This window comes from Streptomyces sp. Mut1, assembly GCF_030719295.1.
GTDB classification, from domain to species: Bacteria; Actinomycetota; Actinomycetes; order Streptomycetales; family Streptomycetaceae; genus Streptomyces; species Streptomyces castrisilvae.
In genome coordinates this window covers 3,215,957-3,239,387 of record NZ_CP120997.1, presented here as the reverse complement: position 1 = coordinate 3,239,387, position 23,431 = coordinate 3,215,957, and the positions used below count along the sequence as shown (strand labels likewise).

The following is a 23,431-nucleotide window of genomic DNA, read 5'->3' as shown; positions in this document are numbered from 1 at the left end:
GCGGCCCGCCCCTCGTCTCTGGGAGGGACGGGCCGAACGGGAAGGGGCGCCGTGGTTCCTACGCGCCGGCCAGGACCTTCCGTACGCCGTCGGTGACGCCCGGCAGGTCACCGGTCGTCGCCCACTGATGCAGGTCGTGTTCGGTCAGGACGACCGGCCCGGTCTCGGCAACGGTGACGGCGAAGTTGAACTGGCGGGTGGTGGTGCCGCGGCTGTTCTCGTAGTCGAAGTGCCCGAGGTAGCGGTCCACGGAGGAGACGGTCAGGCCGGTCTCCTCCCGTGTCTCGCGACGGACCGCGTCCAGGATGCTCTCCCCTGCCTCCACGTGTCCGGAGGGGATCTCCCACAGGCCGCCCATGAAGTCGTCCTGCTTGCGGCGGACCAGGAGGACGCGGTCGGCGTCGGTGACGACGGCAGCGGCCACGAAGGTGGTGATGCCTTCGGCTTCGGCCTCCTCTGCCAGGGTTCGGGCGAGGTCGGAGGGCACGGTCACAGAAGCTCCTTGTGGTGTTCGCTGACCTTCCTGGCCGCGCTGACGTACTGCTCGGCCAGTTCCAGATCCTGTTCACGGTGCCAGACGGGCAGCTTGATCGTGTGCTTGTGCGCCTTCTCGGCGATGGGGAAGTCGCCCTCCCGGTAGCGGCTGCGGGTGTTCGGGTAGCCGGGGAAGACGACTTCACCCCCTCGGACATGGGGCGACCTCCAGCCCGGGAGTCTGCCCGAGTTCGCGGGTCAGGTAGGCGGCGATTTCCTCGCGACCGGCAAGGTAGGCATCGAGACGGGCGAGCAGGTCCAGGTCGCGGTCCTTGGCCAGCGAGGTGAGGCCGGCCATGTCGGCGGGCTTGCCCCACAGGTGGGTGACTACTGGCGGGTTGCTTTTCACCTGGCTCGCCGCTCGTTAAAGGCGCCCCACGTGGAGTGGTGGTGACGGGGTGCCCGCCGGCCCCATCGGGGTGCGCCGGCCGGCCTGTTCGAGCGCTTCCGCAGCGCTGAGAGCCTCTTCGACGTCGTTCTCGTAGGCGACGATATGCGGCCATTCGCCGTCCGCGTCGATCGTGGGGCAGCTGCCGATCTCCTCACGTCCGGACCACGTGAGATGCAGGATCGAGAAGCGGGCGGGTGTATCGAGGTGGTGGCAGAGCACGTCGTCGTTCGTCCGCCGGTGCGCGATCACCTCCAGTGCTGCCCCGAAGAACGGATGCTCGGGGTGCACCTCCGTCCTGAGCTCGCGCGGCAGCGCCGTGTGGTCGAGGTCGCAGCCCTCGCTCATGTCGCACCAGTCGTCACCGAGCCTTGCGACCCTGCCCGTGTCCTTCATCGGCGGATGCCCACCTCTCCGTCATCGCTGGACATCGATGAGCGCGGCTCCTCTCTCCGGCCCGCGCTCGCGCGGCAGCACGCGTCCCCGGAACACACCGGATCAGCCACGGGCGAGAACGATCAACTGCCAGGCCAGTATCGCGTGCACGAGGCCGCACAGGCCCCAGGCGCCGGCTGTTCGCGTTCCGTGGCGGAACACGGAAAGCCATCCGGTCCCGACGAGGAGGGCCGCTGCGGCGCAGAGTATCCAGGAAATGACCAGCCACGGGGTGGAAAGCTCCGTGAGCAGACGGATCAGGGGGAGCGGCACAATCGTCAGCAGAGGCAGAGCCCAGGTGCCCTCGGTGGCCGGGCGGGGGGCCATCAGCGCGACTCGTTGCGTCTGAGGATCTCACCGTCGAACGTGGCGATGAGCATGGCCGAGGTCTGGTACTCGCCGTTGGCGTAGATCAGCATGGACGCCTTTCCCTCGTACCAGTCGAAGATCACGTAACTGCCGTTGGGGTCCGCCTCCCGTACGCCCAGCTCGGTCTGGCATATGCGCAGGAGGCGGGGCAGGGTGTCCCAGTCGACCTTGCTCAGGTCCATCAGGTGCTGATTGCTGACTATGCCCTGGTTGTGCTGGAGCGAGCCCTCGCCGTCCTCGTACGAGAAGCTGTCGAAGACCTTCTCGTCGGGCATCTTCTCGTCCTTCACGAGCGCGTTGCCCGAAGCGTGGTTCTGGTGCAGGGAGAACCAGGGCAACACCATGGTTCGGCCCGTCACCGCCTTCAGCGCCTTGACGACCTTCCGGCCGCCGGCAGGGGTGACGAGAGTCTTCTCCTCCGTGCGTGAGGGCGAGGGCGAGGGGCTGGAGGTGCGCGAGGGGGACGGGGTGGGCGTGGGGGAGTGGGTGGCGGAGGGGGTGGACGAGGCGTCGGCCAACGGCTTGTCGTCATCGCCGGAGCCGGGTATGAACTCCCTGGCCAGCAGCCCGCCCACCAGTACGGCCGCCAGGACCGCCGGGAGTATCAGCCATCGGCGCGGCCGGTTGCCGCCGGCGCCGCGCACGGGCGTCCGGCTCGTCTCCGCGCCGGGGTTCCCCCGGCCGTCGGTGTCGTCGGCCGGTGCGGGGTCGGGTGACGGCTTCGGTGTGGCGGCCGGTTTCGGTGCCGCGTCCGGCCCGGTACTCGGTCCCCGCCCCGCGCCCCGCCCCGCGCCCCGCCCCGCGCCCCGCCCCGCGCCCGGCCCCGCGCCCGGCCCCGCGCCCGGCCCCGCGCCCGGCCCCGCGCCCGGCCCCGCGCCCGGCCCCGCGCCCGGCCCCGCGCCCGGCCCCGCGCCCGGCCCCGCGCCCGGCCCCGCGCCCGGCCCCGCGTCCCGCCCCGCGCCCGGCCCCGGAACCGGGCCCGGCTCCGCTTCGGCTTCGTCCTGCTTCCGCGCGGGCGGGTCGGCGGCGGCGGAGACCGGGGCCGACGACTCCGTGGGCGTGTACGCGACCGGGGCCGCGTCGGCCTCAGCCTCCCCCTCCGACTCCGCCTGACCCGTCGCCTCCGCCTCCGCGGGGCCGGTCGTCGGTACGGGGGGCGCTGCCACGCTGTCGATGACTGTCAGGGGGCGGTCTCCGGCGGCTTGTGCGAGGAGTTGGTCGAGGTGGTTCGCGTTGGGGCGGGAGGTTACGTCCTTGATGAGGACGGAGCGCAGTACGGGGCCGAGGGCGTCGGCCCGGCGGGGCGGTGGGACGTCCTCCTCCAGGATCGCGGCGAGGGTGGCGAGGGTGGACGAGCGGCGCATCGGGTTGTGCCCCTCGACCGCGACGTACAGCATCATCGCCAGTGACCACAGGTCGGAGGAGGGGTCGTCGTCGTGGCCGCGCAGCCGCTCCGGGGCCATGTAGTCGGGGGAGCCTACGAGTTCGCCGGTGTTGGTGAGGCTGGTGGCTTCGCGTACGGCGGCGATGCCGAAGTCGGTGAGCAGGGGTGTGCCGTCGGTGCGCAGCAGTACGTTGCCGGGTTTCACGTCGCGGTGGAGGATGTCCGCTTCGTGTGCGGCTTGTAGTCCGGCGAGTACGCCGCGGCCCAGGCGGGCTGCCTCGGTGGGGGTGTACAGGCCGCGTTCCAGGCGGTCCTGGAGTGAGCCGCCGGGGACCAGTTCCATCACCAGCCAGGGGTGCTCCACCTCCGTGGAGCTCACGATGTGGTGGATTGTCACGACGTTCGGGTGAGTGATCCGTGCCAGCGAGACGGCCTCGCGCAGCACTCGCTTGCGTAGCATCTCCGCGGCGTCGGGTCGCAGCCGCAGCAGTTCCGGGTCCGGTGGCCGGACCTCCTTCAGTGCTACTTCCCGGTGCAGGACGATGTCGCGTGCCCGCCAGACGAGCCCCATCCCGCCGCCACCGAGCCGCTCCAGCAGTTCGAAGCGCCCGTCGATCACGCTTCCCTCGAAACCCGCAGTCATGGGCCGAACAGTACGGCACCGGCCGATCACCCTCCGGCGGAATCCGTTCCTCCTGAACTCCCTTATGGATGAGCCCTGTTGGGGCACCGGTCGGTCGTCAGGCGGGGTCCCGGTCCGTCCCGGGACCGCCGGTCGGCGCCGCCTGCTCGTAGAGCGCCACCAGCACGCCGTGCACGGGTCGGCCCTCCGCGTCCTCCTCCGCCTCGTCCACCAGCCGGGTGAGGGTGTCCCCGAGCTCCTTCGCCTTTGCGGGGCTCAGGCGCAGGTGGCGCAGGGTCAGGTGGGGATCGACGGGTGCGCGGTCCAGCTCCTGGGCGACCGCGGCGAGCATCGCGGCGGTGCCGGCCGCTTGGGGCTCCGCGACGACCATCCGGCGGGCGGTGCGCTGGTAGTACTGCTCGGTGCCGCCGCGGACCTGGCGGGTCTCGGCGATGTGGACCAGCCCGGCTTCGCGGAGCACTTTGAGGTGGTGGGCCACGTTGCCCTTCTTCGCGTCGAGCCGCGCCGCCAGCCGGCTGGTGGTGGCGGGCCGCTGGCCCAGGGCGAAGAGCAGCCGCTGACGCAACGGGTGGGCGAGCGCCGCGAACTGCTCCGGCGCCCCGATCTCCATGACGTCCTCGGGGGGCTGCGGGAGGGGAGGCTGATCAGGCATGCGGAAAGTGTCTAATCTTCTTGACGCTTTCGCAAGGGCGGTGCTCTACTCCCTGCCATGACGACCCCGACGAAGCTCACGCCGGCCCCTGTCATCAACGAGATGGTCCGGCTGCTGACCGAGCAGTACGTATTCCCCGGGACAGCCGATCAGCTGGCCGCCCTGCTGACCCGACGCCTCGACGAGGGCGCCTACGACGTGGACGACGCCGAGGAGCTGGCCCGCCTGGTCACCTCGGACCTGCAGTCCGTCAACGGCGACCGGCACCTGAGACTGAAGCACCACGCCATCCCGGTCCCCCCGGAGCAGGGCGCTGCCACCCTGGACGCCATGCGCCGGGAGTTCGACTCCTCCCTGGGCGGTGTGCCCCGGGTGCAGCTGCTCGACGGAGGGGTCGCCGTGCTGGAGCCGGCACCGATGCTGTTCCCGCTGGAGTGGGCCGCCGAACCGCTGGGCGCCGCGCTCACCCTGGTCTCCCGCGCCCAGGCGCTGATCGTGGACCTGCGCACCAACCGGGGCGGCGACCCCGACACGGTCGCCTTCGTCTGCGGCTACCTGCTCGACGAGCGCACCCACCTCAACACCATGCACTGGCGCGACGGCGAGCGCGGCGAGCAGTCCTGGACCCCGCCGCACGTCCCCGGCGCGCGCTTCGGCGGCAGCAAGCCGTTGTACGTGCTGTGCGGCGGGAGCACGTTCTCCGCCGCCGAGGAGCTGGCGTACGACCTCCAGCAGCTCGGCCGCGCCGTCGTCGTCGGCGAACCCACCCGCGGTGGCGCGCACCCGTGCCGGGGCTGGACCCTGACCCCGCATCTGGAAGCCACCGTGCCCGTCGGCCGCGCCGTCAACCCCGTCTCCGGAGCGAACTGGGAGGGCACCGGCGTGCGGCCGGACAGCCCCTGCGCCGCAGCCGACGCCCTCGACCACGCGCACGCTCTGGCCCTCGCCCGTCTGGCGCCCTGACCCGCCCCCGTGCCCGCGCCGCCCTACAACGGGCCCGCGCCGCCACAACGCCCGCGCCCCACAACGGGCCCGCAGCGCCCGCGCCGCCCCACAACGCCCGCGCCCTACAACAGGCCCCGCAGTGCCCGCGCCCCCCTACAACGCCCGCAGCGCCCGGGGTCGCGGCTGTCCCGGCGCCTCGCCCTCCGGCTCCGTCGGTTTCGCCGACTCCGCCTTCTCCACCAGCCCCGGCAGCTCCGTCAGCGCGTCCACGCGGAAGTCCGCCGTCTCGATCACGTCCGGGTGGTCCGCCCACCAGTAGCCGGACGCCCCGCGCCGCAGGTGCGCCGCCCGCAGGCCGGACGACTTCGCGGGGAACAGGCCGTGCGCCGGGTGGGCGCTCACGTACAGCGTCGCGCGCGGGTCGGCGCCCGACGCCTCCAGGACGCGGGCGAAGAACTCCGGGTCGGGCGTCGCCGCGCCCCACTCCCCGGAGGTCGCCACCAGGTCCGCCGGGAGGTCGAGGGCGCGCAGCAGCTCGCCGGCCTTCGCCGTGCCGTTGCCCGCGATCACCACCCGTACGCCCAGCTCCCGCAGCCGGGCCAGGGCCGGGCGTACGTCCGGGTAGAGGTCGGACTCGTCGAGGTGTTCGCCGCGCCCGGCGGCCGCGCGGGCGTGGGCCGCCTCGGTGACGTCCATGCCGGGGCGGAGCATGGTCAGCGCGTCGGAGCTGTCGCGGCCCTGGACGACCGCCGCCCCGACCAGGGCGCTCAGCGTGTGCGGCGGGACGCCGAGCCAGTCGGCCCAGGACGCCCAGTACCGGTCGTCGCGGATGAGTGTTTCGCCGATGTCGAGGACGATCGTTTCCATCACCGGGCCGAGCCTACGGGGCATGGCCCCGCGTACGGCCGAGGCACAAGGGGCGCGTGTGACCTGCGGGAGAACCGCACAGTCGGCGGTCACCCGCTCGCTCGTATGCTCGTTGGCATGACCGATCCTCAGCGCGGACGTCCCACCACCAATTCGATGCGGCGTGCGCTCAGGCGTGCCCGTGACGGTGTCGCCCTCGACAGCGCGGAGGCCGCCGTCCTGCTCCAGGCGCGCGGCGACGATCTGACGGATCTCGCCGCGTCCGCCGCCCGGGTGCGGGACGCGGGCCTGGAGGCGGCGGGGCGGCCGGGGGTCATCACGTACTCCCGCAAGGTCTTCATCCCGCTGACCCGGCTCTGCCGCGACACGTGCCACTACTGCACCTTCGTCACCGTGCCCGGCAAGCTGCGGCGGGCCGGGCACGGCATGTTCCTGTCGCCGGACGAGGTGCTGGCCATCGCCCGCGAGGGCGCGGCGATGGGCTGCAAGGAGGCGCTGTTCACGCTCGGGGACCGGCCGGAGGACCGCTGGCCCGAGGCACGGGAGTGGCTGGAGGCCGAGGGGTACGACGACACCCTCGCCTACGTACGCGCCATGGCGATCCGGGTCCTCGAAGAGACCGGGCTGCTGCCGCACCTCAACCCCGGGGTGCTGACCTGGACCGACCTCCAGCGCCTCAAGCCCGTCGCACCCTCCATGGGGATGATGCTGGAGACGACGGCGACCCGGCTCTGGTCCGAACCGGGCGGCCCGCACCACGGCTCACCCGACAAGGAACCCGCCGTACGGCTGCGCGTGCTCGAAGACGCCGGCCGGTCCAACGTGCCGTTCACCACCGGGGTCCTCATCGGCATCGGCGAGACGTACGAGGAGCGCGCCGACGCGCTGTTCGAGCTGCGCCGCACCGCCCGCGCCTACCACGGCATCCAGGAAGTCATCGTCCAGAACTTCCGGGCCAAGCCCGACACCGCGATGCGCGGCATGCCGGACGCGGAGCTGGAGGAGCTGGCCGCCGCCGTCGCCGTCGCCCGCCACGTCCTCGGCCCGTCCGCCCGCATCCAGGCCCCGCCGAACCTGGTCGACGCGGAGTACGCCCTGCTCATCGGGGCCGGCATCGACGACTGGGGCGGGGTCTCGCCGCTCACCCCGGACCACGTCAACCCCGAGCGCCCCTGGCCGCACATCGAGGAACTCGCCGCCCGCACCGCCGAATCCGGCTTCGCGCTGCGGGAACGGCTGACGATCTACCCGGAGTTCATCCAGCGTGGCGAGCCCTGGCTCGACCCCCGGCTGCTCCCGCACGTCCGCGCGCTCGCCGACCCGGAGACGGGCCTCGCCCGCGAGGGCGCGATCCCCGCCGGGCTGCCCTGGCAGGAGCCCGACGAGGGCTTCAACGCCTCCGGCCGCACCGACCTGCACCGCACCATCGACACCGAGGGCCGCACCGGCGACCGCCGCGACGACTTCGACGTGGTGTACGGGGACTGGGAGGCGCTGCGCGAGGCGGCGGCCCCCGGGATGGTGCCCTCGCGGATCGACGGCGATGTGCGGACCGCGCTCAGCCAGGCCGCCGACGACCCGACGAAGCTCACCGACGACCAGGCGCTCACCCTGCTCCACGCGGACGGGCCGGCCCTGGACGAGCTGTGCCGGATCGCGGACACGCTGCGCCGTGACGTCGTCGGGGACGACGTCACGTACATCGTCACGCGCAACATCAACTTCACCAACGTCTGCTACACCGGCTGCCGCTTCTGCGCCTTCGCCCAGCGCCGCACCGACGCCGACGCGTACACCCTCTCCCTGGACCAGGTCGCCGACCGGGCCGTACAGGCGTGGGACGTCGGCGCGGTCGAGGTCTGCATGCAGGGCGGCATCCACCCGGACCTGCCCGGCACGGCGTACTTCGACATCGCGCGGGCGGTGAAGGAGCGCGTGCCCGGCATGCACGTCCACGCGTTCTCCCCGATGGAGGTCGTCAACGGGGCGACCCGTACGGGAATGTCCATCCGGGACTGGCTCGTCGCCGCGAAGGAGGCCGGGCTCGGCTCGATCCCCGGCACGGCCGCCGAGATCCTGGACGACGAGGTCCGCTGGGTCCTCACCAAGGGCAAGCTGCCCACCGCGACCTGGCTGGAGGTCATCAGGACCGCCCACGAGGTCGGCCTGCGCTCGTCCTCGACCATGATGTACGGGCATGTCGACCAGCCCCGCCACTGGCTGGGCCATCTGCGCACCCTGGCCGCGCTCCAGCAGGAGACCGGCGGCTTCACGGAGTTCGTGACGCTGCCCTTCATCCACACCAACGCGCCCGTCTACCTCGCCGGCATCGCCCGCCCCGGCCCGACCGACCGCGACAACCGGGCCGTCACCGCGATGGCCCGCCTGCTGCTGCACCCGCACATCACCAACATCCAGACCAGCTGGGTCAAGCTCGGTACGGAGGGCGCGGCCCAGATGCTGCGCTCCGGCGCGAACGACCTGGGCGGCACGCTGATGGAGGAGACGATCTCCCGTATGGCCGGGTCGGGTTACGGCTCGTACCGCTCGGTCCAGGATCTCGTCGCCATCGCGGACCTCGCCGGACGCCCGGCGAAGCCGCGTACCACGCTGTACGGGGAGGTGCCCGATGAGCGGGTCGCGGCGGCCGCCGCCTCGGACGGGCACCTGCCGGAGCTGCTGCCGGTGCTGCCGGACTGACGGCCGGGGGCGTGCGGTCAGCCCGCTGCCGGATGCCTCGCTACTGCGCGAATCTCTGCTGAAGACCCTGCGCGTACCCGTCCATGTAGGCGCGCAGGGCCGCCTCGGAGTCGGGCTGGCCGACGGGGATCATGTGATGGCTCGGCAGTTGGCCCTGGAACCCGGCCAGCCGGCCCTGTTCGGCCCAGCCGGCATCGACCGGGCCGCCGGTCCGGGCCTCCCGGCTCTTCCTCGCGGTCCGGGCGTTGAACAGATTGTTGACCTGACTGGTGAGCCGGTCGGGTGAGCCCGGTGCGTAGTCGTAGGCGCCATCGGCGTACGCGCTCTCGGCGTAGTCGGTGACGGCCTTGGTCACCCCGAGGTTGGCGTCGTTGTGGAGGCCCAGGCGCTTCGCGTTTTCCGCCATCTGCTGGTTCCGGGCGTAGACGCCGCTGCTCGTCGTCTCTTTCGTCAGGCCCGTGGTGATGATCCTGGTCAGTTTGACGGCCGCGATCTGCTTCTTGAGCCTGGGCAGGTGGTGCTTCTGAAACCAGTCGCGGGCCGCCTTCCCCCAGCCGCCGCCGGACTTGGTCCTGGCGAGGATCTGGGCGGGGTTGACCTCGAAACCGCCACCGACAGGGACGAGGTGCTCGCGGAGGAAGGGCTCTCCGAAGAACTCGTTCCGAGTGAACCAGTCGATGAAGTTCATGTCGCTCTTGCCCGTGGCCCCGTTGCAGTTCCGGCAGATGCGCATGAGGTTGCCCATGTCGTTCGAGTACTCGTTGACGGCCGCCTTGCTGGCCTCGATGCGGAATCCTCCGGCTTTGTCCGGGGTGGTCACGAAGAGCGCCTGGTACTCAGGCGGGATCATGCTCGGCTGGACCCCGGCGGCCGTGTATTCGGCGGCGAGTCCGTGCAGGGTATCCCTGATGTCGGTGAGTGCCTGCTGGTGGTCGACCTCGAAGGTCTTGACGTCCGCCGCCTCCGCGCACCCTGGGCATACCTGGTAGTAGGAGCCCATCACCTCCGTCCAGTTGCCTGCGCCCTTCTGCTCCGACACGAGCTCGATATTGGTGGTCGACGAGGTCTTGGAGCCCAGTTCGGCGAGGTCGTGTTCGGCGTAGCGCCAGCCCGCGTCGTTGCGCCCGGAGGCGTCGGCGACCTTCTTGGCCGCCGCCGCCGTGCGGCTGTAGCCCGGAGGAGGCTCGGCCTCGTGGAGGACCTTCGTTCCCGCCGCATTGGTGAGCATGCGTTGGACATGGCTGCCGGAGGCGGGTGCGGCGCCGGGCGATGCCTTGTGACGCTCGGGCGCGGATCCCTTGAGTACGCGCCGCGCGTTCGCCTCTGCCTCGCGTTCGAACCGGTCGGACGGGTCGGAGACCTTCAGCCCACTGCCGTTGTCGGTGCCGGCGACGGGGCCGTGCCGCTGCTGGATGACATGGGTCAGCTCGTGCGCGAGGGTGTGGCGGTCGTTCCCGCCGGCTCCGAGCACCACATGGGAACCCGAGGTGTACGCGCGGGCCCCGACCTCGGCCGCGGAGGCCCTGGCGGCCGAGCCGCTGTGGACGCGTACGTCGGAGAAGTCGGCGCCGAGCCTGGCCTCCATGTCGGCGCGGGTCGCCCCGTCCATGGGCCGCCCGGGACGGCGGAGCACGTCATGGACCGTGGACCGCTGCACCGGACGGGGTTCCCGCCCCGCGCCCTCGTGGCCGCACCCCGGGGCATGGCGGTGCTCCTCCTGCTCCCGGAGCCGGTCCGCCCGGCGCAGCATCTGGACGACGACCTCGTTGCCGACCGTGGCCTGGAGGCCGAGCAGGCCCTCCTGCTGGGTGGCCGGCGGCGGGACCGACACGGCCCTGCGCGCGGCGGCCCCGGCCCCGGTCTCCCTGACGTTCTTGTGATCGGGCAAGGCCGGCTCCTCCACGTGCGGCAGTGCGGCTTTCCTGGATACAGGGTGGGAGTCACGGTGACCAGGTCGCGGCGGACACTGTGCGAGGCCCGAGAGGCAGGTCGCGGCGGACACTGCGCGAGGCCCGAGGGGGCAGGTCGAGGCGGACACTGTGCGAGCGCCCGAGGGGGCAGTACGCCGCGGGGCAGGACTTCCGCCGCCGGATACGCGCCCGGCGCGTGCGTGCCGGGCGCGTGCGTGCCGGGCGCGTTGTGCCCGCCGTCCGGGACCTCGTCAGTCCAGTCGGCGCGGGCCGCCGAGGAGGCCCGCCTCGATGTCCGTCGGCTGGACCTTGACCAGCTTGCGGTGCTGGGGCGTGCACCACAGGACCATGTCGTCGCCCAGCTGCGACAGCGCCTCCGCGTTCGCCTGGGGCAGGCGCAGGATGCGGCCCAGGACCGCCGCCTCCTCCGGGGAGACCCGCTGGATGCCGACCAGGCCCGCGTGCTCCACCAGCTTCGGGGCCGCCGGGCCCAGGAACGGCAGCAGCGTCAGCACGGACTGCCAGGGGCCGGGCGCCAGCCGGCTGCGCGGGGGGCGCATGCCGCAGTCCCGGACCACCAGGACCGGGTTGGTGACCGACGCGCCCTGCGGCCCCACCTGCTTGACGTCGTGCACCGTCATGCACTGCTGGCCGCCGCCCGCGGCCTGCGCGAGACCCGTCCACGCCTGCGGCCTCGCCGTCTCGACGGCGACGCGGGCCCCGGTGCCGGCCGTGCGCAGCGCCAGGACCTGCGCCGTCCACACACTGCCGATGACCACGACGTCGAGCTGCACGGGCCGGAAGAGGCCGAGCACCGCGGGCTGCCCCTTCGCATCGGTGCCCGCCACGACCCCGTCGTCGCCGAGCGGCAGTCGCAGGGCGGCGAGCTGCTCCACGGGCAGTGCGTGGCGGCCGCGGCGCGGGCCGAGCAGCCCGCGCCCTGCCCGGCCCCGCCCGGCCGCCGCCGGCGGAGCGGAAACGGCGGGGCCGGTGGCGGCGGGGCTCCTACGGTGGGCGGTCAACGGGTACCTCCGAGCGGCAGGGTGGCGAGCACACCGGGCAGTTGTTCGCGGTCCAGCCGTACCAGGCCGACCTTCACTCCACGTGCGGCACGCTCCAACTGCCTCCGTACCGCGACCAGTTCCTCCGCGCCCCGCGCGGTGAGCCGGACGTGCCCGCTGACGGCCGGCGTATTGCCCGTACCGCGCGACACCGTCAGGCTGAACGTGCTGACCGGGGCCGGCATCGACGTCAGCAGCGCCACCACCTGAGCCGACGCCGCCGCGCCCGCGCCCAGGTGCGGCCAGCGGCCGACCCAGTACGTCGTGTGCCAGCGGTCGTCGCAGCGCCAGGTGCGGCTGGACTCCGCGGTGCGCCGCACCGAGGTGTCCGAGCGCACCGCCAGCGCGCTGGCCTGCGGGTTCACCCCGGCCGACGTCGCGAGCGCGGACGTCACCTGCGCCTCGGTCAGGATCGACGTGTCGAACCCGGCCGCCGTCAGCCGGCTCGCCAGCTGGTCCGCCGTACGCAACAGCGCGCGCTGCGCCCCGCCGAGCCCGCCGCCGCGCGCCCGCACCGCCTCCGGGCACAGCTTCGGGTCGAGCTTCAGGGCGATCCACGTGAGCCGGACCGCGGGCGTGCCGGCCTGCGCCTGGAGCGGCGCGTACGAGCGGGCGGCGGCGGCCTGTTCGGGCAGGTGCGGACCGGGCGCGGGCTGCGTGTGCTGCACGACCTGCACCGACTCCAGCCGGATGCCGTCCACCTCCAGGGCGTCGTGCAGCAGACCGAGCTCCAGCGGCCGCGCCTCACGGGCCGTGCGCAGCGGTTCGTCGCGCGGCTGCACGAGGAGCACGGCCGTCAGGAACGTGCCGTCACCCACCATCCCGACACCGCGCTCGCGCTGCCGGTCGGTGTAGCTGTACGTGCGCAGCGCGCCCTCGCACTCCAGGACCGGGGCCAGCGCCGGGTCGACGCCTTCGGCGGACCACGGCCGCCGCGCCGCTCTCAGCCGCCCGCGCAGCGCGAGGACCGTCTTGAGCCACTCCAGGACCGGCCGCCCCCGCCACCGCAGCGCCGCCAGCAGCACCAGCACCGCCGCGACCAGGGCCATCGGTACCAGCAGGACCCTGTTCGTCACCCAGCCGATCAGCATCAGCGCGCCGGCGATCTCCAGCAGCACCACCTGATGCAGCCGCACCCCACCGATCCGTCCAGGCTGCGGATGCAACCTCGTCACTGCGGTCGTCGTGCTGCTCATCCCCCGGTATGTCCCTCCGTGTCACGGCACTAAGGCGTGTGCGAGCCGGACCCACGCTATCGGCACACCGGCCCGCGACCGCCCACTGTCCCACGCCCGGCGACGAGCGCTTCGAACGGGGCCAGCACCGGTCACCGCCCGGCAGGGGCGCGGGCGGGCCGGGCACAGCCCGCACCCGGACAGCGGCGTGCCGGGCCCGGCGGGCATAGTGGGGGCGGTTCGCGAGGCGTCCACAATCACGGGGAGAAGTCGGGCAGATGGCATCACGGCGTGACGAACTCAATGCCTACACCTTCGCGAAGAAGCGGTTGGTCGCCGCCTTCCTGCAACCGTCCGCGGTCAGTACGGACGAGGCGGCGCCGCGCCCGCTGCGCGCCGTCGTGCCGGGGGTGATCGTGGGTGCCCTGCTGCTGGCGGGCTTCGGCGCCTGGGGCATCTTCAAGCCCAAGGTGCCCGACGGCTGGACGGACCCCGGCGCCCACGTCATCGTCGGCTCCGAATCGACCACCCGTTACGTGGTCCTGGAGACCAAGGGCGTCAAGCGCCTGCACCCGGTGCTGAACTTCGCCTCGGCCAAGCTGCTCCTGGACCCGGACAACTCCTCGGTGATGCAGGTGCCCGAGTCCGAACTCGACAGCGGGAAGCTCCAGCGGGGCCCGATGCTCGGCATCCCGTACGCCCCCGACCGGCTGCCCAGCGCGCAGGAGGCGGGCAGCAGCAGTCTGTGGGCGGTCTGCGAGCAGCCCGGCGCCGGTTCGGGCAACACCGTGCAGAAGGCGGTCTTCCTGCTCGCCGAGCGGGAGGCGGACAAGGTCGGCGGCAAGCGGAAGCTCCACGACGGGCAGGCCCTGTACGTCGAGGCGGACGGCGGCGACGGCACCCGCTACCTGGTGGACGCGGACGGTACGCGGCACGTCATAGGGACGACCGGCGGCGACAAGCCGTCGGCCCGCGACGAGGTGCTGCGGCGGTCGCTGTTCAGCGAGGGCGCCCAGCCCCAGAAGGTCACCAAGGACTGGCTCGGCACCCTGCACGCCGGTTCGCCCATCGACTTCCCGAAGCTGCCGGGCAAGGCCGGCGACCCGGCGGGCGTCGACGGCCTGGAACCCCGCCTGAACAAGGTCGGCACGGTGCTCAAGGCCGTCGCCGGTACGGGGATGCAGCACTACGTCGTCCTGCCGGGCGCGGTCTCGCCCGTCTCCGACCTCGTCGCCAGGCTGCTCCTGACGAGCCCGGAGGCGGAGGCGCTGGGCCAGAAGGCACAGGCCATCGAAGTCGCACCGCAGTCCTTCACCTCCTCGCCGGAGGAGTTCTACGCCAAGCAGGGCTGGCCCGCGAGCGTCCCGACCCAGGCCAACGACGCCTCGGCCCGCACCGGAACCGTCTGCAACGTGCTGCACGGCGTCAGCTCCAAGGGCGTGCCGGAACTGACCACCTGGGCCGGGCCCGGCTATCCGGTGAGCTTCCTGGACGGCGCCACCAGCGCGTACGTCACCCCGGGCAGCGGCGTGCTGTACCGGCAGTTCAGTGGGGCGTCCCCGACGACCGGTTCGATCTTCCTGGTGACGGACACCGGGCTGCGGTACGCCGTGCAGAGCAACAGCGACAGCAGCGCGGACCCCTCGAAGATCGGTGAGACCGCGAAGCCCGGGACGGCTGAGGAACTGGCGGCCGAGTTGAACCAGGCGCAGATCAGGCTCGGTTACAAGGACGTGAAGCCGCTGCCGGTGCCGGAGAACTGGTCGGGCCTGCTTCCCAAGGGCCCCCGTCTCGATACCAACAGTGCCAAACAGCCGCAGAGTTCCTGACGACGGAAGAAGGGGGAAGCGCGAAATGATCACCCGTAATGCATTCCGTTCCTCGGCCGTCGTGCTGCTTTTGACGTGTGCGGCGGGCGTCGGTCTGCCGGCGTTCTCGGCGGTGCCCGCGGCGGCTGAGGATTCCGTTCCGCAAACGGGTTCCGAGGGCAGCGGCGAGTGCACGTTTCCGATGAAGAAGCAGATCCAGGGCCGTCCCTGGGCCCTCCAGCGGCTGGTCTTCGACCAGCTCTGGCAGGACACCAAGGGCAAGGGCGTCCGCGTCGCGGTGATCGACACCGGGGTCGACGCCGTCAACCCGCAGCTGAAGGACGCCGTCGACCGCGGCGCAGGGACCGATCTGCTTCCGGCGCCGAAGAAGGGGTCGGCGGAGGCCGAGGAGGAGGCCAGGGCGGCGGCCGACGGCAAGGGCAGGAGCAAGGGCGGCGGTGACGGCACGACCGATGTCGTCGGCCACGGCACCAAGGTCGCCGGCATCATCGCGGCCCGCCCGCGCGCGGGCACCGGGTTCGTCGGGCTCGCCCCGGAAGCGACGATCATCCCGATCCGGCAGAACGACGACAAGGGCAGCGGCACCGCCGCGTCGATGGCCGCGGCCATCCGCCACGCCATCAAGAAGCACGCCCGGGTCATCAACATCTCGCAGGACACCACCAAGCCCCTGCGCGCCGACTCCGATCTGGCGCTCGCGGTGCGCGAGGCCCTGAAGGAAGACATCGTGGTCGTCGCGTCCGCGGGCAACGACGGGCTTTCGGCCCAGGTCAAGGAGACCTATCCGGCGGCCTATCCGGGGGTCCTGGCGGTGGCCGCCTCCGACCGCAACGACGAGCGGGCGCCGTTCTCGCAGACCGGTGACTTCGTCGGGGTCGCGGCTCCGGGCGTCGACATGGTGTCCACCGTTCCGAAGGGCGGCCAGTGCGTCGACAACGGCACCAGCTTCTCGGCGCCGTACGTCGCCGGGGTCGCCGCCCTCATCCGGGCCAAGCACCCGCGGTGGACGCAGGCCCAGGTGGTGGCCCAGATCGAGCAGACCGCCGAGCGCGCGGTGAACGGCCGGGACGACTTCATCGGGTGGGGGGTGGTCGATCCGGTGCGCGCCCTCAACGACGACGAGCATCCGGTGAACGCCCCCACTCCGGACCGCGCGGTGTCGGACGGGCCCGTGGGACCGGAACCGGTGGCGCTCCAGTTGCGTGAAACCAGGCAGGAGCGGATGACCCGGATCTCGACCTATGTGCTGGCCGCGACGGGGCTCCTCGTCGCGGTGATCGCGGGAGTCTCGATCATGGTGCGGGACCGGCGTCGTCCGTGAATAGATGAACGTCCAACAACTTGCTGCAAACATAAGTGTGTTGGAATCGTTGGCCTTCGCAGCTAAAGTGGCAACCGCAAAAATGCGTTCGATGTAGATGTGGCGCGCGAGGGTCCAGCGGTCCGCAACATCCAAATTCATGGGGGAAGGTGCGTTATGGGAGACAAGCTCAAGCTTTCAGCCGAACAGATCGACAAGCTCATCCTGGAGCTCGGCAACATGCACGACACGCTCGAAAGCAGGATCACCCACCTCAACGGGGTCATCGACGCCGTCGAGGGCCACTGGAAGGGCGTCGCGGCCAACGCGTACAACGGCCTCCAGACGCAGGTGAACCTCGACGTGCGCAACCTGAAGGAGCTCCTGGCCTTCACGAAGGAAGCCGTCCAGATGAGCCGCGACGGCTTCGACGCCGAGGAGATCGAGCGTCTCAACAGCTTCAAGGGCGTCGACGGCGGCAACCTGGGCAGCAACGGCATCCTGGACCGGTTCCAGGTCTCTTCGTAGCCCGTCGCCCGTAGCCCGTCCTCGTCACCCGTCCTCGTTCCGCACCTTCGCGTACCTTCGCGACCTTCGCGTCAGGAGACCGCTCCATGGAGATCACGTACTCCGGCGTCGTCGAGGCCTCTAACCAGGTCAAGACCACCGCCAACACCATCAAGACCCAGCTCGACGAGCTGAACACCAAGGTCAAGGCCGTCGTCGCCACCTGGGACGGCGAGACCCAGCGCGCGTTCCACGACCGCCACAGCGGCTGGGACGTCAAGGTGAACCACATGCACGAGACGCTGCTGACGATCTCGACCAAGCTCATGGAAGCCACCGAGGGCTACCGCGCGAACGACCTCGCGCAGTCCCGCCGCTTCCACGGCTGATCCAGGCCCGGATGAACCACGACGGAACCGGCACGCGGTGGGTGCGGGACGCGGACACCGCGGCCCGCACCCACGCCTGCGGGACCACGGCACGTTAGGGGAGGCGCTTCCATGGGATCCCATCTTCCGGACGACCCGCCGCTGTACGGCCCGTACGCCCCCGGCAAGGGACCGAGCGCGCCGGACCTGGACACGCCGAGCGAGTCGCTGAAGAGCTTCAAGACCCGCGTGGACAAGCTCCTCGTGGCGCTCGACGGATCACCGGCCGCCCACAGCCGCATCACCGAACAGAAGGTCACCGCCGCCGCGTACGGCACGGGCTTTCCGGAGGCGATGGGACTGCACGGCGCCTACGAGGTGGTGCACGCCCGCCTGACGCAGCTCTCCAAGACGCTCGGCGATCAGCTGGAGGCGATGGGCATCACGGTCGACCTGGCCGACCGCGGCTACCAGAACGTCGACCAGGAGTACGCCGACCGCCTGCACACCATCCAGAAGCAGGTCGAGGTCAACTACCGCAAGCCGGGGACCGACACGGACCCCGGAGCGCACAAGGACAACGGCGGCACGGGCGATGGCTCGTCCAGCGGGTCCGAAGGCTTGTAGGACGTGAAGTGAACGGGGGAGAGGGATAACCATGGGGGACAAGGGCAAGCTGCCGCCGCTCAACGCCTGCTACGTCACGACCGACTTCGAGAACGCGTCGTTCGAGGACATGCTCAGCATGATCCGTGGCGTGGACCCCACGGCGATCATGAGCCGGGGCACCGCTCTGATCGATGCGCAGACCGAGATCGAGAAGATCGGCACCGAGCTCAAGGAGCACGTCAGCCGCACCACGTGGAAGGGCAAGGGCGGCGACGCCTTCCGCGAGTGGGGCGACGGCTTCGCCAAGGAGACCCTGAAGCTGGCCGACTACGCCGGCGCCGCGGGCACCTCGCTCCAGACGGCCGGCCAGGCCCTCAGCGAGGTCTCCACGGTGATCCAGGGCCACCCCGACGCCACGACGATGTGCTACGCGGACGAGGCGAAGGAGAAGGCCCGCCTGGAGGCGGTCGAGAAGGCGCGGAACGAGGCGATTCCGCAGATGAACAAGCTCGCCTCGTACTACATGATGGCGCAGCAGACGATCGGCTCGCAGGAGGAGCCGAACTTCAAGCCGCTGCCGGATTCGGTGTTGCCGGACAGGCCGGTCGACAACTCGAAGACCAGCTATGGCACCCCAGGCGGCAATTCCGGCACGCACTCGGTTTCAGCTGTGCCGGGCGTCGGCTCGTCGGCGGGCGGCGCTCACTACTCCGTCAACCAGCCGGTAGACGGCAGCACGTCGTCCATCAGCAGTGTCTCCACCCACACACCGCAGCACGTCAACGTGGTGCCCGGAGCCCCGGACACCACTGGCACGAACATCGACACGGTGACGATGCCGGACACTCCGCCGGTCACGACGGCCCCGCCCACGGGTGGGCTCCCGCCTGTGAACCCAAGCGGCGGCGGTGGCGGAAACCAGAATCCGATTCCGCCCGTGGTCCTGCCGTCGCAGACGGGGCCGATCGGCCCCGGTGGCGGGGGAGACCGACGGACGAATCCCGTCGGGCCGATGGGCAGGAGCGTCGAAAGCGTCCGGCCCCCCGCGATCACCCGGACCGACACGGGCATCCACGGCGGTACGGCGGAGCGGACCGTGACCGGGACGCCGGCAGGGAAGACACCGCGCACAGGGGTGATCGGTGGCGAGCGGCAGGTGACCGGCCACGGAATGATGGGCGGTCACGGCGGCGGAGCCGTCGGGGCACCCGGCGGGCGCGGCGGTGTCGGCGGCTACGGAGTCTCGCAGCGCCTGGTCACCCAGCCCGGCGGCACGGTGCGGACACCGCGCGGTACCGGGGCGGGCGGGGAGTTCACACCCGGCGGCAGCGGCCTCGTCCGCGATTCGGCGCGCACGGGTGGGATGGGCCCCATGGGCGGTGCGATGGGCGGGTCCCAGGGCACGCGCCGGCGTCCTAAGCGACGTGACGGCGAGGCCCCGGACTATCTCGCGGAGGACGAGGAGACCTGGGCCACGGGGGACGACGGAGTGGTCCCGCCCGTGATCGACTAGAGCCGGTATCCGAGCAGCGACGCCGGTGGGCGGACAGAACACGAGTGGGTGGCATGAGGTCAACGGTCTGGCGACGGCGTGGGCGGGCTTCGGCGGTGGTGTCGGCGCTGGGGGCTCTCCTCCTTCTCGGGGGCGCCGTCGCCCCGGCCGCGACCGCGGACACCATGCGCGACCGCGAGTGGTACCTGGACCGGATGCAGGCCCCGCAGATGTGGAAGGTCAGCACCGGCAAAGGGATCACCGTCGCGCTGCTCGACACCGGAGTGATCCCCTCCGTTCCCGAACTGACGGGAAAGGTGCTTCCGGGCAAGAACTTCATGGAACCTGGGCGGGGCGCGCACAAGGACAAGGACGGGCACGGCACCGCCATGGCGATGCTGATCGCCGGCAACGGGGCGAACGACCAGGGCGTGAAGGGCCTTGCGCCTGACGCGCGCATCCTCCCGCTGACCGTCTTCGGGTCCTCCAAGGAGTCGGGCACCAACAGCATCCCGGCGCTGGTCGAGGCCATCCGGTATGCCGCCGACAGCGATGCCCAGATCATCAATATGTCATTGGCCTTCGAGTACTACATGGTCGATGACGACGAGCGGGCCCAGATCCAAGACGCAGTGGATTACGCCGTGAAGCGCGGGAAGTTGCTTCTGGCGGGCACTGGCAACAGCGGTTCGAAGGGGAACGACGTCGGGTACCCGGCGGCAAGCCTCGGCGTCGCGGGCATCGCGGCGGTCGACAAGACCTCCTCGGTGACGAAGTTCTCGGTGTCGGGGCCACAGGTGGCGCTCGCCGCTCCGGGGGACGAAATCCCGATCCTGTGCGGCGGCGACATGGCCGGGTACTGCAAGAGCAATGGCACCAGCCAGGCCACCGCCATCGCCTCCGCGTCCGCCGCTCTCATCTGGTCCATGCACCCGGACTGGACCGGCAACCAGGTGCTGCGCGTCCTGATGAACACCGCGGGCAAGCCCACCGAAGGCACCGTCCCCAGCCGCTACATCGGCTACGGCACGGTCCGCCCCCGCATGGCCGTCCTCGGCGACCCGGGCGATCCGGGTCCCGCCGATGTGAACCCCCTGGTGGCGGCCCGCGCGTCCGCGTCGCCGTCCGCGTCCGCGAGCCCCTCGGCCTCCTCGGAGCAGTCGGCACCGCCCGCGGCCTCAGGGGCGGAGAGCGAGGGCGGCAAGGACGGTGTGGGCGCGACCGTCTGGATCATCGCCGGAGCGGGCGTGGTCGTGGTCGTCGGTGTCGGTGCGGTCTTCCTGCTGCGCCGGAGGAGCACCGGCCCCCGGTTCTGATCCCCGCACCCCCATCGAACACACCCGTACGCGTACAGGCCAGGAGGAGGCACCATGGACGACGAATTCATCAAAGGCCTACAGCAGTTCCAGCAACACGCGCTGGGCCTTCAGAACATGCTGACGGACATGCAGTCCCGGATGTCCCAGGGCGGTGAGGGAACGGACGCCCAGGGCGCCGTGACCGTACGGCTGGCACCGGACGGGCTTCCGGAATCCATCATGGCCGCCTCGGACTGGCAGCGCAGGCAGGGGCCGGAAGCCATCGGGGCGGCCGTCGGAGAGGCCTACGGCGCGGCCATGAGCGAGCAGATGGCGGGATGGGCCCAGGCCTTCGAGGACAGCGACTGGCAGGCCAAGGCGGAGCAACTGGACGGCCCCATCGGCAAGTCCGGCCCCGCCTCCGCCCCCGCGGCTCCCCCCGAGATCCCCGAGCGGGACCTGCGTTACGTCGTCGCCCGCCCCCTGGACGAGCTCGCCGAGGACGTGCTCTCAGCCTTCGACGCGGTGGACCGGCTGGAGGAAGCCGCGTCCGAACCGGCGGTGGTCGAGGGAACGTGCTCCGGCCGCTACGTGACCCTGGTGGTGACCAAGGGCGCGCTGCGTTCCTGCGAGGTGGACCGGTCCTGGGCGACCGGGCAGTCGTACCTCAGGCTGAACCAGGCCTTCGAGGAGGCGCTCGGCGACGCCAGGGCCAAGTTGGGCAGTGCCGAGGCCGTCGCCATGGAGGGCCTCGCGGGGCTGCGGATGGACAGTCTGCTGGACGAGGCCCTGGCCGTGATCCGCGATCCGAAGCGTTTCATCGACTGAAGCGTTTCATTGACTGAGATTCGAAGGGGCAGGTCGATATGGCAGACCTCAAGCACATAACCGATGCGCTGCGGGCCGAAGCGAAGATGTGGGACGAGCAGAGCGATTCCATGGGGCAGGTGGCCGGTGCGGTCCAGGGAATGAGGATGACGCGCCTTGAGGCCGGCCTCTTCCAGATGATCGTCTCCTCCTACAGCGAGGCCATCGATCAGATATCCACGCGCTGTCTTGAGGGGCAGGTGTGCATGGCGGATGTCGCGGACGCGCTGATCAAGAACGCCAACGCTTATGACAATCAAGAAGTGGACACCACGAAGTCCGTCGAAGACGCCTACTGAAACAAGGGAACTGACGTGGCAATCAATATCGCTCAAGCCGAGGCGACGATAGAGAAGCTCAACGAGGGCATCGTGAAGCTCTCGGCCAAGATCCTGGAAATCGGTCCGCGTGCCGAGGGGGCGGTGAACCACTGGTATGTGCCGGATGCCATCGCGAAGCCCCTGATCTGGTTCGCGAACAAGATGATCGAGGTCGGGTGCTGGATCCGCGACAAGATCATCGAGTGCCTCAAGGGTGCTGTCGCGCCGGTCTTCATGTACCTGGACTCGCAGGACTGGGAAGGTCCCGAGATCCGCGGCAAGGTGTCGGGCGTCGCGGGAAACACCACCTCGGACGCGCTCAAGGCGCCCCGCAGCTGGAAGGGCGACGGCGCCGACGCGTACACGGGGGCCGTGGCGGGGCAGACCACTGCCGCGACCCAGATCGAAACGAGTTCCGACAAGCTCGCCACGGCGCTGGTGTACTGCGCGGTCGCCGGGGTGGCGTTCTACCTGGCGCTGGCGGCTGTTCTGATCAAGGCGATCGTTGTCATGGTCGCGGCAGCCGTTGCCGCGGGCTCCGTGGTGTTCTCGTGGGCCGGTCTGCTCGCCGGTATCGGCGAGGCCCTGTCGGACGCCGGAATCATCACCGGACTCGTGGTGGCGCTGGCGGGTGTGGTCACGGCCCAGGCCGGTCAGATGGCCGTCGCCAAGGGCGAAGCGAACGACAACAGTGCTTTCCCGGGCGGCAAGTGGCCGGTCGCGACCGCCTGACGGGCTCGCGGCGCCTACCGGGGTGCCGGGGCGGCGGGAACTTTGAAATGGCAGGTGAAGAGCTCGTATGGTCTGGATTCGAGTAACGTGCTGGTGCGTCGGCCTGGCCTGTCTCTATGTGGCGATCTTCCATACGCCGCACAACGTCGCGTTGATGGCTCCCCTTTACTTCTTGGGCGTCTTCCTCCCGGGTAGCGGCGAGAGCTACATCCAACGGCGACGCAGGAAAGGCTGGTACGCACAGTTCTCGTCGCCCGAAGCCATGCGGTCGATTGTCAAGGACGAGGCGGAACTCCGGCGCGTCCGCGACGAAAAAGGGGTGCTGGTGGCCGCGCGCCGGTTCAGGCGCGAATTCCCGCTGTGCCCGCTTCCCGAGGCCCTGAAGATGGTCCAGGCGTTGTGATCCAGTAGCTGTGACACAGGAGGATCATGTCCACCTTCCGAAGCTGTGCCGAAGAATTGTTCATCCCCGCCGAGCGGGCGCGCCGAGCCGGGGTCTACCTCGCGGCGGTTCTCGCGGGCATGCTCGGCCTGGTGGCCCTCGAAGCACTCGTTCTGTTCGTGGTGCTCGTGCTGATCCTGGGTGAGGGCATGGGGTCCATGGGCTGGCCAGGCGTCGGCGGGTACGTCGGCCTGGCCGTGTCCGGGGCTGTGGTGGTGCTGCTGCCGGTGCTGGCGCTGGTGTGGCGACATCCCGGTCTGCGCATCGACGCGACCGGAATGAGCAAGGTGTGGAGCAACCGCACCCAGACCGTGCGGTGGGCCGACATCGGCGACGTCCGGTTCAACAGCCGGCGGAGCTACCTGATTCTGGTCCTGAAGCCCGGCGTGAACCTGGGGGCCCCCAACGACGGCGGCGGGCCGCGATTGGCTCCGGTCCACTCGCTCGGCCACTCCCTGTGGAGCAGCCGGAGGCCGGCCCATCCCGACCTGATCATCGACGCGGTCGAGCGGTTCGCCCCGGGTAAGTACACCGCCGAACCCTTGACCGTGGGCAAGCGCCGGGCGTAGCGGAGCAGGCGCCCCGGCGTGAAGGACGTGCAGGA

General features: G+C 71.0%; 23 protein-coding genes. 14 read left to right on the top strand and 9 right to left on the bottom strand.

Going from position 1 to position 23,431, the window contains the following annotated elements; all coding sequences use genetic code 11:
* Positions 1 to 58: 58 nt before the first annotated feature.
* From P8A18_RS13855 to P8A18_RS13835, 5 genes are all read right to left on the bottom strand, one after another.
* Positions 59 to 493, bottom strand: coding sequence for an NUDIX hydrolase (locus tag P8A18_RS13855; protein ID WP_306054629.1), 435 nt, complete (start codon positions 491 to 493; stop codon positions 59 to 61).
* Between the two features lie 183 nt (positions 494 to 676).
* Entirely contained in the window at positions 677 to 883 is a 207-nt protein-coding gene (locus P8A18_RS13850; RefSeq protein ID WP_306054628.1) for a hypothetical protein, read from the bottom strand.
* A gap of 15 nt (positions 884 to 898) precedes the next feature.
* Positions 899 to 1,318: a hypothetical protein gene (locus tag P8A18_RS13845; protein ID WP_306054627.1), complete on the bottom strand. Its 420-nt coding sequence runs from the start codon at positions 1,316 to 1,318 to the stop codon at positions 899 to 901.
* Between the two features lie 365 nt (positions 1,319 to 1,683).
* The gene (locus tag P8A18_RS13840) at positions 1,684 to 3,753 is read right to left on the bottom strand and encodes a serine/threonine-protein kinase (protein WP_306054626.1); all 2,070 of its coding nucleotides are present in this window, start codon (positions 3,751 to 3,753) and stop codon (positions 1,684 to 1,686) included.
* Between the two features lie 97 nt (positions 3,754 to 3,850).
* Positions 3,851 to 4,405, bottom strand: a complete 555-nt coding sequence (locus P8A18_RS13835; protein ID WP_306054625.1) for an ArsR/SmtB family transcription factor — start codon at positions 4,403 to 4,405, stop codon at positions 3,851 to 3,853.
* 57 nt (positions 4,406 to 4,462) lie between these two features.
* Between P8A18_RS13835 and P8A18_RS13830 the strand changes: the two genes are divergently transcribed.
* Positions 4,463 to 5,368, top strand: a complete 906-nt coding sequence (locus tag P8A18_RS13830) for a S41 family peptidase (protein ID WP_306054624.1) — start codon at positions 4,463 to 4,465, stop codon at positions 5,366 to 5,368.
* 135 nt (positions 5,369 to 5,503) lie between these two features.
* Here P8A18_RS13830 and P8A18_RS13825 read toward each other — a convergent pair whose 3' ends face one another.
* Positions 5,504 to 6,217: an HAD family hydrolase gene (locus P8A18_RS13825; protein ID WP_306060888.1), complete on the bottom strand. Its 714-nt coding sequence runs from the start codon at positions 6,215 to 6,217 to the stop codon at positions 5,504 to 5,506.
* Between the two features lie 117 nt (positions 6,218 to 6,334).
* Between P8A18_RS13825 and P8A18_RS13820 the strand changes: the two genes are divergently transcribed.
* Complete coding sequence (locus tag P8A18_RS13820) at positions 6,335 to 8,917, top strand: bifunctional FO biosynthesis protein CofGH (RefSeq protein ID WP_306054623.1); 2,583 nt, start codon at positions 6,335 to 6,337, stop codon at positions 8,915 to 8,917.
* 40 nt (positions 8,918 to 8,957) lie between these two features.
* On the opposite strand, the gene P8A18_RS13815 is transcribed toward P8A18_RS13820, so the two are convergent.
* From P8A18_RS13815 to eccE, 3 genes are all read right to left on the bottom strand, one after another.
* On the bottom strand, positions 8,958 to 10,805 hold the full coding sequence (locus P8A18_RS13815; RefSeq protein ID WP_371933670.1) for an eCIS core domain-containing protein: 1,848 nt from the start codon (positions 10,803 to 10,805) through the stop codon (positions 8,958 to 8,960).
* A gap of 273 nt (positions 10,806 to 11,078) precedes the next feature.
* Positions 11,079 to 11,849, bottom strand: a complete 771-nt coding sequence (locus P8A18_RS13810) for a hypothetical protein (protein ID WP_018552155.1) — start codon at positions 11,847 to 11,849, stop codon at positions 11,079 to 11,081.
* Positions 11,846 to 13,024 (bottom strand): type VII secretion protein EccE, encoded by a 1,179-nt coding sequence (gene eccE, locus P8A18_RS13805; RefSeq protein WP_306054622.1) that lies wholly within the window; start codon positions 13,022 to 13,024, stop codon positions 11,846 to 11,848. Before eccE ends, P8A18_RS13810 begins: the two co-directional genes overlap by 4 nt.
* Before the next feature lie 317 nt (positions 13,025 to 13,341).
* Between eccE and eccB the strand changes: the two genes are divergently transcribed.
* From eccB to P8A18_RS13745, 12 genes are all read left to right on the top strand, one after another.
* Complete coding sequence (gene eccB / locus P8A18_RS13800) at positions 13,342 to 14,892, top strand: type VII secretion protein EccB (RefSeq protein ID WP_306054621.1); 1,551 nt, start codon at positions 13,342 to 13,344, stop codon at positions 14,890 to 14,892.
* Between the two features lie 181 nt (positions 14,893 to 15,073).
* Positions 15,074 to 16,213 carry a type VII secretion-associated serine protease mycosin gene (gene mycP, locus P8A18_RS13795; protein WP_306054620.1) on the top strand — a complete coding sequence of 380 codons (1,140 nt, stop codon included), beginning with the start codon at positions 15,074 to 15,076 and terminating at the stop codon, positions 16,211 to 16,213.
* Between the two features lie 156 nt (positions 16,214 to 16,369).
* Positions 16,370 to 16,720, top strand: a complete 351-nt coding sequence (locus P8A18_RS13790; RefSeq protein WP_018552151.1) for a WXG100 family type VII secretion target — start codon at positions 16,370 to 16,372, stop codon at positions 16,718 to 16,720.
* A gap of 86 nt (positions 16,721 to 16,806) precedes the next feature.
* Positions 16,807 to 17,088 carry a WXG100 family type VII secretion target gene (locus P8A18_RS13785; RefSeq protein WP_018552150.1) on the top strand — a complete coding sequence of 94 codons (282 nt, stop codon included), beginning with the start codon at positions 16,807 to 16,809 and terminating at the stop codon, positions 17,086 to 17,088.
* A gap of 111 nt (positions 17,089 to 17,199) precedes the next feature.
* Complete coding sequence (locus P8A18_RS13780) at positions 17,200 to 17,694, top strand: DUF2563 family protein (protein WP_018552149.1); 495 nt, start codon at positions 17,200 to 17,202, stop codon at positions 17,692 to 17,694.
* A gap of 31 nt (positions 17,695 to 17,725) precedes the next feature.
* Positions 17,726 to 19,189 (top strand): WXG100 family type VII secretion target, encoded by a 1,464-nt coding sequence (locus P8A18_RS13775; protein ID WP_306054619.1) that lies wholly within the window; start codon positions 17,726 to 17,728, stop codon positions 19,187 to 19,189.
* Positions 19,190 to 19,353: 164 nt separating this feature from the next.
* Positions 19,354 to 20,484 (top strand): type VII secretion-associated serine protease mycosin, encoded by a 1,131-nt coding sequence (gene mycP / locus P8A18_RS13770; protein ID WP_306054618.1) that lies wholly within the window; start codon positions 19,354 to 19,356, stop codon positions 20,482 to 20,484.
* A 54-nt stretch (positions 20,485 to 20,538) separates the two neighbouring features.
* Positions 20,539 to 21,294 carry a hypothetical protein gene (locus tag P8A18_RS13765; RefSeq protein ID WP_306054617.1) on the top strand — a complete coding sequence of 252 codons (756 nt, stop codon included), beginning with the start codon at positions 20,539 to 20,541 and terminating at the stop codon, positions 21,292 to 21,294.
* 38 nt (positions 21,295 to 21,332) lie between these two features.
* The gene (locus P8A18_RS13760; RefSeq protein WP_018552145.1) at positions 21,333 to 21,632 is read left to right on the top strand and encodes a hypothetical protein; all 300 of its coding nucleotides are present in this window, start codon (positions 21,333 to 21,335) and stop codon (positions 21,630 to 21,632) included.
* A 15-nt stretch (positions 21,633 to 21,647) separates the two neighbouring features.
* Entirely contained in the window at positions 21,648 to 22,385 is a 738-nt protein-coding gene (locus P8A18_RS13755; RefSeq protein WP_306054614.1) for a hypothetical protein, read from the top strand.
* A 67-nt stretch (positions 22,386 to 22,452) separates the two neighbouring features.
* Positions 22,453 to 22,788 carry a hypothetical protein gene (locus tag P8A18_RS13750; RefSeq protein WP_306054612.1) on the top strand — a complete coding sequence of 112 codons (336 nt, stop codon included), beginning with the start codon at positions 22,453 to 22,455 and terminating at the stop codon, positions 22,786 to 22,788.
* A gap of 26 nt (positions 22,789 to 22,814) precedes the next feature.
* On the top strand, positions 22,815 to 23,396 hold the full coding sequence (locus P8A18_RS13745; protein ID WP_306054610.1) for a PH domain-containing protein: 582 nt from the start codon (positions 22,815 to 22,817) through the stop codon (positions 23,394 to 23,396).
* Positions 23,397 to 23,431: the final 35 nt, after the last annotated feature.